Here is a 14,418-nt window from a genome sequence, read left to right on the forward strand (position 1 = left end):
CATGGAAATTGGGATCAGCACATTTGGCGAGTTACAACCTGATGGCGTAGCAGGAAAAGCTGTTAACGCACATAAAAGAGTTCAGGAATTATTAGAAGAAGTAAAGCTTGCAGACGAAGTTGGTCTCGACGTCTATGCCTTCGGAGAGCATCATCGTTCCGACTTTGTCATTTCCGCACCTGAAATTATGATGGCAGCGGCAGCGGCCATCACCAAAAACATTAAACTATCAAGTTCTGTAACGGTATTGAGTTCCACAGATCCGGTCCGAACTTTTCAAAACTTCGCTACCGTAGATTTAATCTCTAACGGAAGGGCTGAAATTATTGCCGGTAGAGGATCATTTACAGAATCATTCCCTCTTTTCGGTTATAATCTGAATGATTACGATGAGCTTTTCACTGAAAAGCTAGGTTTATTCCTACAGCTCAATGAAGAAGAAATTGTAACCTGGAAAGGAAAGCACCGCGCTCCAATTGTGAAAAGAGGCGTATATCCACGTCCTATCCAACCTTCTATACCACTATGGATTGGGGTTGGTGGCACACCCGCATCAGCACAACGTGCCGGAAGAATGAACCTGCCGATGGCAGTGGCAATCCTGGGTAGTCCGCCAGAACAATTTGTCCCTTTTATCAACCTATATCGTAAATCAGCACAGGAAGCCGGACACGATCCTACTAAACTTCAACTGGCCATCAGCTCGCAGTTTTACGTAGCAGAAAATGCGCAACAGGCTGCTGATGAGTTTTACCCATCTTATGAGCAATTGATGAACCGTGTAGGGAAAGATAGGGGCTGGTCGCCGATGAGCAGAGAACAATTCGATTATTTACGTACTGCCGGGCCATTGGTCGTTGGAAGTCCCCAACAGGCAATTGATAAAATCATGCATCAGTATGAGCTTTTCAAAAACACCAGATTCCTGGCGCAGCTGGTAACCGGATCTATTTCGCACAAACAGGTATTGAAAACCATTGAATTACTGGGCACTCAGATTGCCCCGGTGATCAGAAAAGAAACACAGTATAAAAGCTAAATACCATTATATTTAAGTTGCCTTCAAAATACCGGAGGCAACTTAATTACGCAGCTATCGGCAGCTCATCAATCAGTTATTTGCGCAAATGCCAGGCTTTTGGCTTCGCAAAAGCACGCAATCCCTGATGCGAAAGCGTAGCACCAAAACCAGAATGTTTCCTGCCGCTCCATGGCAAACCAGCGCTTACCCGATCGCAACAATTCCAATATCCTGAACCCGCATCAATATCTCCAAGAATCTGCGCTGCGCGATCCTGATCAGCAGAATATACCGCAGCAGTTAAGCCATAATCACTATCTTTCATCAATGCGATAGCTTCCTCATCATCTTTCACTTTCATGATGCCTATAATAGGACCGAAACTTTCTTCCCGCATCACTTTCATCTCATGATTTACGTTTATCAATACTGTTGGTTCAAAATAATAGCCCTTTCCTGGTCTTCTTTTCCCTCCACACAACAATACTGCGCCTTTCGACAAAGCATCCTGCACCTGATCTTCTAATACCTCCAGCTGCTCCTTCCTCGTTAGCGCAGCGATATAAACCACTTCTTCCGTTGGCAAACCTATTTTCCAGGACTGTACTTCTTTCAAAAATGCGGCTTCATAAGTATCATAAACCTCCTCATGAACATAAATACGCTCTACTGCACAGCAACTCTGGCCATTGTTATAAAACGCACCATCTGCTGTTCCTATCGCTACCGCAGCCACATCAGGCACATCATTAGCCACATATAGCGGATCCTTCCCTCCTAATTCCAGCTGACAAGGCACCATTTTCTGCGCTACCCTTTCATAAATATATTTTCCCGTACGATAAGATCCTGTGAAAAAATAACCGTCAAAATCAAGGTCCAGCAAGGCCTCCCCTGTTTCTTTAGCGCCAATAGCAACTTTAAAAACATCATCAGGTAATCCGGCCTCTTGCCATAACCTTTCAATTTCCAGCCCGGTTAATGTGGCATATTCAGAAGGTTTATACAACACTGCATTTCCAGCAATTAGTGCAGGAACAAACACATTGACACCCACCAGATAAGGGTAATTCCAAGCAGAAATATTACAGATTACCCCCAAAGGTTCATAAGAAATTTTTTCCTGTAGCTCCTCCGTATCCGTTACCAATTCATCAGCTAAATATCGTTCTGCGTAATTCATCATCCAGGAAATCCGCGTTCTTGCCCCCTTAATTTCATTGCGCGACTGCTGTATGGGCTTTCCCACTTCCGAGGTCAATACCGTAGCCAAAACTTCTGTTTCTAATGCCAACAGGTCGAAAAAGCGCTGTACAACAGCCAATCGTTCCGCTAACGTTTTCTTTGCCCATCCTTTCTGCGCCTCCCGGAGTAAAGTATATTTCTCCTTTAACGATGCAAGGTTGTCTTCCTGGACCGCCTTTATGATTTCTTCAGTGGCTGGATTGATGATCTTCATTTTTGATGATTTCTAATTTCCTGAATAAATTGTTCTTTGATCTTTTGAGAAAAAGGCCGGGTTTCCTTTTCCTCCATTCTTTCCGGATGCCATTGAACCGCCAGCATAAAGCCATGGTTCTTTTTATCCTTGTACTCTAAACCTTCGATGGTTCCATTTCCTGAAACCGCATAGGCATTGATCATTAAGTTATCCGCCAGACGCAAAGGATCTACTGCCTGATGGTGTGCACTATTAACCAGTCCGTTTTGTTCATTGGTAATTTCTGCTAATAAAGAGCCTTCAATTAGTTTTACCTCATGAACTTTATCAATTGATCCTTTTTTATGAATCGCATTCTCCGCTTCTCCGATATCATCAAAAACAGCTCCTCCTTCTAAAATATTGATGTATTGCATTCCTCTGCAAATACCCAGCAAGGGCAATCGTGCTGCTTTTGCATAGCTATAAATCTGCCGTTCAAATTCGTCCCTTTCCGGAGAAAACTGTGCGGGCCGGTAAGGATAATCTGCTGCTCCGCCAGAAATAGCAGGTGTTACATCAATCCCTCCGCTTAATACAAACCCATCGCATTTCGCAATATCTTCGGTGTTTCCCTTTTCAAAAGAAAGTTCCAGCAATTCCAAATCTTCCCCAAGATCAGTAGCGGTAAACCAATTCCAATAATTTTGAAAACCAGCTTCCGTAAAGCTAATTCCTATCTTTTTCCGCATTGATCAAATCATTTATATTATTGAAATACTATTCCCCTTTAAAACTTACAGTGCCTCTAAATATAAAGCTTTAAAATCGGCCCTGCTCACCGGTTTAGGGTTATTTGGATGTGCAAAATCCGCAAAAGCGAGATCAGCCAGCGTATCAATATTTTCCATGGAAACCCCGATATCCCTCAAATGATGGGGAATACCTAACTTAGAATTGAGTTCAAAAAGATAATTGACCACTGCTTCTCCTGTTTCGGTTTTCAAGCCCAGGGCCTGCGCGATCCTGGCAAACCTATCCTCAAAACCGGCAATATTGAAGGCCATTCCATAAGGAATATTCACAGCATTTGCTAAACCATGGTGGGTATCTAACAAAGAAGAAAGTGGATGTGCCAGAGAATGAACCACTCCTAAACCCTTTTGAAAAGCAATAGCACCCATCATCGAAGCCAGTAGCATTTTACTCCGACTCTCCACATCTGGTTTCAGCGTAGCGGTTACTAAGGAATCCCGGATCAAGCTAATTCCTTCCAGCGCAATTCCATCACATAAAGGATGGTAATTTTTGGCGAGGAAAGCCTCCATATTATGTGTTAAGGCATCCATACCAGTCGCAGCGGTAATATGTGCCGGTAAGTCCATGGTCAACAAAGGATCTGCAAACACAATTTTCGCCATCAGCTTTGGCGAAAACAAAATCTTCTTTTGATGCGTCTCATCATCAGAAATGATTGCACTTCTCCCCACTTCGCTCCCTGTACCGGAAGTTGTAGGCACCGTAATAAAATGAGGCACCTCATTGGTTACAAACACATCGCCACCAATCAAATCATCATATTTGAATAAATCTTCCCTGTGGTTTACGCGTAAAACAATAGCCCTGGCTACATCTAAAGCTGCACCACCACCAATTCCGATCACACAATCTCTGGAATTCTGGTCCCAAACCTCCGTTCCTTTGTAAACATCACTTTTAACCGGATTCTTATGAATATCATTGAAAACCACTACAGAAAAATGATGCGCTTCCAGGTCTGCAACTATCTCAGTAAAAAAAGGCAGAGCGGAAACCGTAGGATCGGTTACCAGTAAGGGCTTACTTAAGCCATTGGCTTTTAAATAAGCTGGCAATTCTTTGATCACACCAGCACCAAAACGAATCGTTGTCGGAAAATTAAATTGATGTATTTTATCAAAAATCATAGTTAAGCAGGTTTAAATAAATCAAAGTTTAAATAATTTCAAAATATCTTTTCATTTCCCAGTCGGTCACCGCTTTGGCGTACTGCTTACACTCCCATTCTCTGGTCAATGTGAAATGTGATACAAAGTCGGCACCAAATAAAGTAGCAGCCAAAGGCGATTCCTTCATTTTCCTGGTGGCCTCTTGTAAACTACCCGGAAGTATGCCATTGGCAATATCTTTATAACCATTCCCCTGAGTAGCAGCCTGATCTAAGGAAAGCTTGTTTTTAATCCCGTAGAGTCCGGCGGCCAGACAAGCAGATAAGGCCAGATACGGATTGGTATCTGAACCCACCACCCGCGTTTCTAAACGCGTGGTCTTTGCATGACCTGGCAAGGCCCGTAAAGCCACTGTTCTATTGTCGATTCCCCAGGTTAAGGTAGTTGGTGCCCAGGCGCCTTCCACCAGCCTTTTATAACTGTTAATTGTGGGCGCAATCATGGGTAAAATAAAAGGCAGACAATACAATTGTCCGGCAATATAAGACTTCATCACTGCACTCATTTTTGAGGCATCCTGCTCCTCATAAAACAGGTTATGCTTGCCTTCTTTATCCCATAAACTCTGGTGTACATGACCACTGCAACCCGGCAGATTTTCATTAATCTTAGCCATAAAGGTGGCCATAATACCATGCTGATAGCCAATCTCTTTAACCGCTGTTTTAAATAAAACGGCTTGATCTGCGGCTTCCAATACCCCGGCATATTTAATCGCGGCTTCATAAACCCCGGGCCCTGTTTCGGTATGTAAACCTTCAATAGGAATTCCGAATTTGCACAGGAGTTCAAACAGATCGGTCATATAGCTGTTTTTCAAGCTACTGCGCAGGATCGAATACCCGAACATCCCCGGTGTTAAGGGCTGGAGCTGCTGGAAATTCTTTTGATGCACAGATTCCGGTGTCTCCGCAAAATTGAACCACTCAAATTCCTGAGAAAAAAACGGTTTAAAGCCCATATCTTCTGCTTCCCCGCGTATTTTATGGAGCAATTGCCGCGGACAAGCATACAGTGCCTGATGCTGTTCATCCACAAAATCACCTAAAAAAAACGGCAGGTCATTTTCCCAGGGGATTTTACGAAAAGTCTGTAAGTCTAATTTCACCTGAGCATCTGGATAGCCCGTATGCCATCCGGTAAGTTTGACATTATCGTAAGCCACATCGCCCATATCCCATCCAAAGGTGACATCGCAAAAGCCTAATCTCCCTTCCAGAATCGATAAAAACTTCTCTGTTGCAATGTATTTACCCCTTAAAACCCCATCAATATCGGTAACAGCTACTTTTACTTTCCCGGAGGGATGTTGTTTTACATAAGCTAAAATTTCTTCTGTTGTCATTTATCTGCCGATTTAAAAGTCCTGTATAATAAAAAGGTAACCGCTAAAATGGAGAAGTAAATTAATCCAAGTTTAGGGTTAAAAATAAACATAGCGACGATAGATATCGTGGCTATCACTAAAGCAATTATTGGAAACAAAGGGTAAAAGCGCAAACGGAAAGGGCGTGGCAAATCCGGTTCTCTTTTCCTTAAAATCATGATGGAAATCATGGAAATGATATAAAGCGTTAATGCGCCAAAGACAGAAACGATGATAATTTCGGAAGTTTTTCCGGAAAGTAAGGCCAGAATACCGATCAGCATATTCCCGATCAGGGCATTGGCAGGGGTATGAAAACGCGGAGATATTTTGCCTAAAAAAGAAGGAATGTGCTGTACACGGCCCATCTCGTAAGTAGAGCGACCCGCAGCCAGAATCAGGCCATGGAAAGAAGCTACCAAGCCAAATAAACCAACTGTAATCAGCAAATGATACATCAAATGATTGTTTCCCGTGATCTTCGCCAGCGCCAGCGGAAGTGGTGAATCGGAAGTCTCCCCGCTAATTCCATTTTTATACACGATAGCCTCCCAACCGGCAATACCCGTAGCCGTCACAAAAACCAGGACACACAAAATCGACAGGGTAAAAATAGCCCAGCCGAAGCCTCTGCTGATATCCCTTTGAGGGTTTTTAGTTTCCTCGGCCACATTGGCAATCCCTTCAATTCCCAGAAAAAACCAGATGGCAAAAGGGATGGCTGCAAACACACCCCTCCAACCATTTGGTAAAGCATTGTGTGTTAAATTGACCATTTCAAATTTTGGCAGGGCGATTCCTGAAAACAACAGCAATTCCCCAACCGCGAAAACGGTGATGATCACCTCAAAAGATGCCGCAGCTTTTACGCCGTAAACATTCAGTGCGGTAAAAATAAAGTAAATGGAAATGGCACTTGTGAGAATTGGTACCTGGGGATAGAAAGCATTAAAATAGGCACCGATGGCGAAAGCAATCGCCGGCGGTGCCAATATAAATTCAACAATTTGGGCAATACCGGCTATAAAACCGATATTTTGCCCCATTGCTCTTTTTGCATAATCAAACACACCTCCTGCTTTAGGAATTGCGCAAGCTAATTCTGCGTAACTAAAGGTAAACGTAACATACATCAGCATGATCACCAGGGTGGCAATTGCCATCCCTCCTGTCCCACCTTTTTCAAGGCCGAGATTCCATCCGAAATACATGCCTGAGATGACATAACCTACGCCCAGCCCCCATAACATAAAAGGAGTCAGTGTTTTCTTTAAACCCTTAGTTGGCGTCATAGGCGTTGGTTGTTTTACATGAAAATTACCGTATTACTAATATAACATAAAATCTTACTTTAAGATCCACATGACCTGATTAACATCATCATTACCACCATATTGGCTCTGAATCGCAGCAGACACATTTGCGGAATTATAATCCAGTTCCTTACCCGGATACAACCAACGTAGCGGAAAATTAGTAGTTGGCGTATTTAAGTTGGTGCTGCTGTTTAACGTAAATACCGGGTAACCGGTTCTTCTGTTTTCCATCCATGCACTGTTTTTCCCGCCCTGTAAGAAATTAGCCAGATATTTCTGGGTAATGATCTGTTCGATTTGCTGTGCTGGTGTTCCTGCAAGCGCTACACCGGCAGAAGCTGGAAAAGCATCAATATAAGCAGGCTCCATTTTCATATTGTGGTTATAATCTACCAAATCTGGTGTACTGGCAGCCACAAAATTCATAGAGCTACTGATCCCGGCAGCATAATAACTTTGTGCGCTGGCCCCGGTAATCCAGCCTCTTACCTGAGCTTCTGCGAGGATAAATTGTTGATCCCAATAACTGAACAAACTCACTGCTTCTGCATTTACCAATTGCACATAACGGTTATTCAAATCCGCATAATCTTTACCTACCCTACGCGTCTGCAGCGCAGAGAAAGCATCTGAAGGATCTACACCTGGATAAGCATTGTAATCTGAGGCCAAAAGACCGGCAATAATTTTTACCGGAGAAGGTTTCGCATAATAGAATAAACGTTGATCTTTTTGTGCTTTCATTGGCGCTAATAAAGTATTGGAAAGCATGGTATAGTTGGACTTTACGAATGAATTTCCTGAACCCGCAGGCACATCAGACCAGGGATAATTTTGTCCGGCAACGTTGTTATAAGCCAGTGCAAAATTGTCTTTATAATCGCGCATCAGCGGGCGGTTAGCAGCGATGTCTTTAAAGCGTTCTATGACTTTCAAATCTGCATCTCCGGTTTTTTTATACAAGTTCATCAATACATGAAGCTCAAAACTATTGGTTAACCTTCTCCAGTTGTCGGCCTTACCGCCATAAATCGGATCACCCTCAAAATTTGCCCCTTCGGAAAACAATTGATTGGCTTGATCCAGCTCATTTAAAATCCCTAAAAACACGGTCTTTTGCGCATCATATTTTGGCTGTAAAATCTTTTCCGTTTCTCCTTTTATGGCCTCCGTATAAGGGATATCTCCAACCTGCATACTGGCCTGAAAAAACTGCCATGCACGAAGGAAATGCCCCAGCGCCTGATAAGATTTCCTAAGCCCTTCGCTGGTCGCATATTTTTCCATTGGCGCGATGTTCACCAATACCGTCAGGCGTGCAAAATCTGCTCTGCCCAGCTTATTGTATTGTAAGTTTTCCTGACCTTCACCCCAGGTGATGTATTTACCCAATAAATAGGGCTGCATAAACGCTTTCTGCGCACCAATTTCATTTTTGGTCACCTCCAGCAGCATACCTGTAGCCAGGATAGAAGAACTTACTTCCGTAGTTCTGTCGGGGTTTGAATTGATATCTTCAAACTTCTGACAACCCGTATTCATTACTGCCAACATCGGCAAAATCGATATATATTTTAAAACGTTAGTTTTCATATGAGTATATTTTTATTTAACGGTTAGAAGCCTATTTTAAAATTGAAACCCAACATACGTTGCGAAGGTGAATTCAGGTTTTCTTCATCAAAATCAGGATCTGAGTATTTAAAATTGGTCCACATCCATAAGTTTTGTCCGGTTATAGAGAATGAAGCTCTTTTCAAACCCAATTTGTTAACGAATTTTGGCGCGAAGCTATAGCCTAAAGACAATTCACGAAGTTTCACAAAAGACTCATTCTGAATCCCTTTATCACCACCTCTAAATTTCTGTGCATGGTCCTGATAACCTACCTGTACATCATTTGGTGCATACTGACGTGTATCACTAACCACCTGACCATACTTATCAAAAACTACCGCTCCTGAGATCACTTTAACCCCTTGACCCACAAAATTATTCTTACCATTCACAACCTGATCGTAGCGATACTGGTTATCAGAATCAGGGTTTGTTCCGGTATCCCACATCTTATCATACATGTAATTGTACATCAGTCCGCCAATACGGCCATCAAAATTCACATTCAGGTTCCAGTTTTTGTACCTGAAATTATTGATAAAACCAAAGCTGAAATCAGGTTCACCATAACCATATTTTTTATTGTAATCGCTGTTTACCGGAGAACCATTATTGAAAATAATATTCCCCTGAGGGTCTCTCAACCAGTAATTCGCCTTGTAAGTATCCAGTCTTTCTCCTTTTTTAGTCCAAAGATCATCCGGAGAATATAAAGGATCCAGGTCCACAAAGTAGCGGTGTTGCTGCGCCCAGTTCATGGTGGCGTACCATTCGAAATCTCTGCCTTTAATCACCGATCCATCTACTGTAATCTCTATACCACGACGCTCAAAAGTTTCTTTCGTGTTGACAATTGCCATGCTAAAACCACTTGAATTAGGTAAATAAGCAGTATTACCTTTTTCTTTAAGATCCGTCTGACGGTTATAGTAATACTTATTAAAATAGGCAACATCAAAATGCAGGCGTTTCTTAAACAGGTAACCTACAGCCCCGATTTCCCAGGTCCGTTGCGAACTTGGTAACAGACCATCACCTAAGATGTAATTAGGATAACTTCCTGAGTTTAGCGTGTTCCATGCAGCAGTTTTGGTGGTATATACATTATTGATGGCATAAGGATCAAAGGCATTTTTAAAGATGGTCCAGGACCCACGCAGTTTAAACATATCCACTACTTCCGGTAATTTCACCAATTCGGAGATCACCACACTGGAACCGATAGAAGGATAAAAATAATCTCTTGATGTTTTTGGTTGTGCAGAATTCCAGTCATTTCTACCGGTTACATCTAAGAACACGGCATCATTCCAACCAATGGAAGCACGTCCATAAAGACTATTTATTTGTCTGGCTTTATGATATGGCGTAACAGTTGGCGGTTCGATAGAACCTGCCAATGAGAAGAAGGTTGGAGAAATCAATCCGTTTTTCGTGGTTGATTTTAAACCCTGATCTGCATAATAGTAGATGGTTCCACCGGCAAGCGCATCAAATGACCATTTGTTCAGCTTCTTTTTATAGGTTAAAATCAGGTCATCATTGGTACTATATCCGGTTGTATTATCGATGCTATACATCCCTCTTGCATTCCATCCTCCTCTGGTAGAGAAGATATTTGCCGTAGGGTTACGCATGGTTTCTGAGTTATTATAGTTGTCATAACCCAAACGCAACATCAGATTAAAGTCTTCATTAAACTTATAACTTGCGGTTACATTGGCATTAACCGTACTTTCTGTCTTTCCATTTAACTTCTCATTTGCAATCAAATAAGGGTTGTCATACCAATTGGTATACATCCAGTTTTGCGTTTTGTTAGGGACTACCCAATAGTCTTTATAATCGCGGATATCATACTCAGTACCAGTCCACATCACCAATTGGTAAAGGTAGCCCTGGTTGTCATAACCACCACCCCATATTTGTGGTGCATCGCGTCTGCTTAAACCAAAATGACTTTCGATTTTAAATTTATCATTGATTCTGATCTCTCCACCAGAAGTTAAATTCAACATGTTCAACTTCTGATTTGGAAACTGCCCTTTATTATAAACATGGTTTAAACCGATCCTGAAACTTCCATTTTCGCCAGTCTGAGCGATAGAAATATTGTTGTTGGTGATGATACCGGTATTCATGAAGTTTTTCAGGTTGTCTTTCCCTACAGAAACCAGCGGACGGTTATCTTCGAATTGTTTGGTTGCCGGATTCCAGTCTCTGGCGGTATTACCCGCGTCTAATTTTGGGCCCCAAACATAATCATTGTCGATTACACCATTCTGTCCACGTCCATAAGAACTCTGCACTTCCGGAACAGCCAGATAGCCCAGCTGAAACATGGTATTGCTATTCAGATCCACTGCAAAACCTTTACCTGCAGCGCCTTTTTTTGTGGTGATCAATAATACACCACCACCAGCACGTGAGCCATACAAGGCAGAAGCAGTAGATCCTTTTAACAGGTCCATGCTTTCAATATCATCCGCAGGAACATCGCGAAGGGTCAGGTTGCCATAAGGCACCCCGTCGATCACCAATAAAACATCTTCCCCTCTAAGTTCCAGTTTTGGCTTTGCATTAAATTCCGTAGAATTCTTCACTACTAAACCTGCTACCTGTCCGGTTAAAGAGGTTCCAAGGTCCACACCTTTCACGGTCTGCACTTTATCCCCGGCAATCTTTTGAACGGCATAACCCAGTGATTTCTCCGAGCGTTTTATCCCTAAGGCGGTTACGACCACTTCAGAAAGGTCTTGTTTTTGGGCTTCCAGGACGATGGTCATCGTAGAAACACCCGAATTTACGGTGATTTCTTTTGTAGCATAGCCAAGATACCTGACCACCAGTACATCGCCTGGTTTTGCATTGATCACAAAATCGCCGGAGGTACTCGAAGAGGCCCCTTCTTTGGTGCCTTTTACAATAATAGAGGCCCCTGGTAAAGGATTTCCTTCGTTATCTACTACTTTTCCTTTGATCTGTACCATGGCAACCATCGTTACCGCTGCCGGACTAATCAGGCCGGTTTCCATGGCTTTCTTTTTAATCACCACAGTTTTATTGAGGATCATATAAGAATATGGGCGGTTCCTGAAAATCTGCGTTAAGGCATCATCCAGGCTAACATCTTCCAGTTCCACACTGATCAGGCCTTCCTGTTTGATCAGTTTATTATTGTAAAAGAAAGTATAACCGCTTTGTTTTTTAATGCTTTCAAAAATAGCGTTGAATGTGGTGTTTCTTTTTGAAAGTGTAATTTTTTGGGAGAACCCATCTGCAGATACCTGAAGGCAGCTAAAGAAGATTAAAATTACGGTGAGTTTCATGGCCAGTAAGGTCTGAGTTGAGCATAGCCACCTCATAAAAGGGGCTTTACTACATGAGTTTAATTTCATATTTTTGGTATGTTTTGGTTTATTCATTAATTATCCAATAAGTGTTTTTTGAGGTCAACCGGAACGATGTTCCTATCTGAGATGATCGGATGGGGGCGATCAGGGCCCTGTTCGAGCAGGGTCCTGTTTTATTCCTTCATCACAGTGTTGTTTTTTGAGTATTTATCTTTTCATATGCGAATGGGATTGGTTTAACAATTCAACTAAAGGATTAAATTTATTTTACTTTTTAACGGTGAGTTTATGTCCATCAATTTTAAACTGTGTTCCTTCAAAAGACAACATTTTAAGCACTTCAGAAAGCTTGATTCCCCGGGGAATATCTCCCATAAACTCATCATCAGCACGGTTTACTTCATAAACTACGTCCACATCATACCAGCGCGATAATTGTCTCATTACCGCATGAAGATTGTCTTTTTCAAAATGGAAAAACCCATTTTTCCAGGCCATTACCTGCGCTATATTCGCCGGTCTTAACTGAACATTGCGCAACTCTTTCCGATTCACACTGGCCTGCTGTCCGGGTTTGAGCAAGACGGAATTTCCTGCAAACACTTTCAGGCTACCTTCCAGGAGTGTTGTTTTAACTTCCTCCTCATCGGGATAAGCATTGACATTAAAATGTGTCCCCAGCACCTTCAACTGCTGACCGCTGCTGGAAACGATAAAAGGAAGATTTTTGTTCTTTGCGACTTCAAAATAAGCCTCACCTTCCAGCTCCACTTTCCGTTCTTTGAGGTAAGCGAAAGTGGTGGGGAATTTGATGGAGGAAGCTGCGTTGAGCCATACTTTAGTGCCATCCGGAAGATTCACCTGGTAAACTCCCCCTCTTGGGGTGCTGATGGTATTAAAAACAGGTAATTTAGTGTCGGATGCAATCACCGAATAGACCAGTTCCCCGTTTTTACTTTTCGAAATCCTTACCCCACTTTGTTTGGCAAGTTCGCCGTTACCGGCATCCGTAAGCGATATTTTGGAACCATCAGCCAGGGTTAGCGTCGCTTTATTACCACCGGGATCCGCGTCATTCAGCTGTGCAGAAAGTTCTACAGGAGTTTGGGATGCATATTTTTGATAGCCAAAGTAACCGGCAAAAGAAATCAGGATTAAGATTGCTGCTGCGGCAACTGCTTTAGGCCATAAGAACCTTACTTTCTGACTCTTTTGAAAATCCAATTCGTCCGCTTCAGTAATCCCGGCATCTTCATTCCAGGCGGCAAACAACTGATCGTCCAGTTTACCGGTTCTTACCAATTCGGCAAAAAGTTCAAGCTCCTGATCCGTCAGCTGATTGCTCAGATAACGTTGCACCAGGGCTTCATAAAAATCATGTTCTTCCATAGGATGTCCGTTCAAATATTAAGACAATATTTAAAGGGTACGAGGGTAGCTGAAAATCATTTATTTTTTAATTATTTCAGGAAGAGCACCAGAAGTATGCTGAGTGATATGCCAAGGTCTTTTTTTACGGAAGCACTTAATATTTTCATGGAACCGACCATGTGATTTTTGACGGCATTTCTGGAAATCCCCAGGGCAGAGGCCACCTCGTCATAACTTTTTCCTTCCTGGCGACAAAGTTTAAAGATCTCTCTTGTCCGGCCGGGTAATTCCGATAAGGCCTTTTCCAGGTATTGTAAATATTCCTTACTCAGCAGTTCTTCTTCGGTATCATTTCTTTGTTCTACGAAGCTATTGAGTACTTCGGCCATCGCCACATCAGACCTCATCGCCTTTTTAAGGCTATTGAGCGTATGGTTTCTCGCCATGATAAACAGGTAAGCTTTGATTGACCTCACCTCTTCCAGCTTCGATTTACACTGCCAGATCTTGATAAAAACTTCCTGCGTCAAGTCTTCTGCGAGGTCAGAAGAATGCACAAACCGTTTAATATAAGCAGATAGTACAGCGCTATAGCGGTCGTAAAGTTCCGAAAAGGCAGACTCCTCCCCGGCTATAATTTTAGCCTGAATTTCTTGGTCGGATAGTTTATATTTTGCTGGCATCTGGAAATCCCCGAAACTAATTTATCAAAATTAAACCAATGTATCCTCAATGTTTTTAAATTAACAATTCCATGCAAGCAACTACAAAATATTGAAAAATTTTAATTCCACTGTAGCGTTTAAGCATCCATTCCCGTTTCTATTAGGCACGCTAGATTAAGTTACCGGAGGAAGACCCATATCTTTCTCCGGTTTCTTTTCACCAGCTCCCATTTTTTTCCTGCCAAACGGAATATTCAAATCCGCTTTCTCCGGCACCATACAATTCCCTATATTTACCAAA

The 14,418-nt window shown here is 42.3% G+C and carries 10 protein-coding genes; 1 reads left to right on the top strand and 9 read right to left on the bottom strand.

What is annotated here, in order from left to right:
* Position 1 precedes the first annotated feature (1 nt).
* Positions 2 to 1,039 carry an Atu2307/SP_0267 family LLM class monooxygenase gene (locus tag R2Q66_RS06305; protein WP_316747154.1) on the top strand — a complete coding sequence of 346 codons (1,038 nt, stop codon included), beginning with the start codon at positions 2 to 4 and terminating at the stop codon, positions 1,037 to 1,039.
* Between the two features lie 76 nt (positions 1,040 to 1,115).
* Here R2Q66_RS06305 and R2Q66_RS06310 read toward each other — a convergent pair whose 3' ends face one another.
* The 9 genes from R2Q66_RS06310 to R2Q66_RS06350 all read right to left on the bottom strand — a co-directional run bounded on the left by R2Q66_RS06310 (position 1,116) and on the right by R2Q66_RS06350 (position 14,135).
* Positions 1,116 to 2,480 carry an aldehyde dehydrogenase family protein gene (locus tag R2Q66_RS06310; RefSeq protein WP_316747155.1) on the bottom strand — a complete coding sequence of 455 codons (1,365 nt, stop codon included), beginning with the start codon at positions 2,478 to 2,480 and terminating at the stop codon, positions 1,116 to 1,118.
* Positions 2,477 to 3,193 (bottom strand): gamma-glutamyl-gamma-aminobutyrate hydrolase family protein, encoded by a 717-nt coding sequence (locus R2Q66_RS06315; RefSeq protein ID WP_316747156.1) that lies wholly within the window; start codon positions 3,191 to 3,193, stop codon positions 2,477 to 2,479. Before R2Q66_RS06315 ends, R2Q66_RS06310 begins: the two co-directional genes overlap by 4 nt.
* Before the next feature lie 45 nt (positions 3,194 to 3,238).
* The gene (locus R2Q66_RS06320; protein ID WP_316747157.1) at positions 3,239 to 4,387 is read right to left on the bottom strand and encodes an iron-containing alcohol dehydrogenase; all 1,149 of its coding nucleotides are present in this window, start codon (positions 4,385 to 4,387) and stop codon (positions 3,239 to 3,241) included.
* A gap of 28 nt (positions 4,388 to 4,415) precedes the next feature.
* Positions 4,416 to 5,774, bottom strand: coding sequence for a glutamine synthetase family protein (locus R2Q66_RS06325; RefSeq protein WP_316747158.1), 1,359 nt, complete (start codon positions 5,772 to 5,774; stop codon positions 4,416 to 4,418).
* Positions 5,771 to 7,087 (bottom strand): ethanolamine permease, encoded by a 1,317-nt coding sequence (eat, locus tag R2Q66_RS06330; RefSeq protein ID WP_316747159.1) that lies wholly within the window; start codon positions 7,085 to 7,087, stop codon positions 5,771 to 5,773. The genes R2Q66_RS06325 and eat overlap by 4 nt, the downstream gene beginning before the upstream one ends.
* 54 nt (positions 7,088 to 7,141) lie before the next feature.
* Positions 7,142 to 8,704 carry a SusD/RagB family nutrient-binding outer membrane lipoprotein gene (locus R2Q66_RS06335; protein ID WP_316747160.1) on the bottom strand — a complete coding sequence of 521 codons (1,563 nt, stop codon included), beginning with the start codon at positions 8,702 to 8,704 and terminating at the stop codon, positions 7,142 to 7,144.
* 23 nt (positions 8,705 to 8,727) lie between these two features.
* Entirely contained in the window at positions 8,728 to 12,126 is a 3,399-nt protein-coding gene (locus tag R2Q66_RS06340; RefSeq protein WP_316747161.1) for a SusC/RagA family TonB-linked outer membrane protein, read from the bottom strand.
* 222 nt (positions 12,127 to 12,348) lie between these two features.
* Complete coding sequence (locus R2Q66_RS06345) at positions 12,349 to 13,470, bottom strand: FecR family protein (RefSeq protein ID WP_316747162.1); 1,122 nt, start codon at positions 13,468 to 13,470, stop codon at positions 12,349 to 12,351.
* A gap of 71 nt (positions 13,471 to 13,541) precedes the next feature.
* Positions 13,542 to 14,135, bottom strand: coding sequence for an RNA polymerase sigma-70 factor (locus R2Q66_RS06350; RefSeq protein ID WP_316747163.1), 594 nt, complete (start codon positions 14,133 to 14,135; stop codon positions 13,542 to 13,544).
* Positions 14,136 to 14,418 lie beyond the last annotated feature (283 nt).

Origin of the sequence: Pedobacter gandavensis (assembly GCF_032677645.1) — a bacterium.
In the GTDB taxonomy this organism is placed as follows: domain Bacteria; phylum Bacteroidota; class Bacteroidia; order Sphingobacteriales; family Sphingobacteriaceae; genus Pedobacter; species Pedobacter gandavensis_A.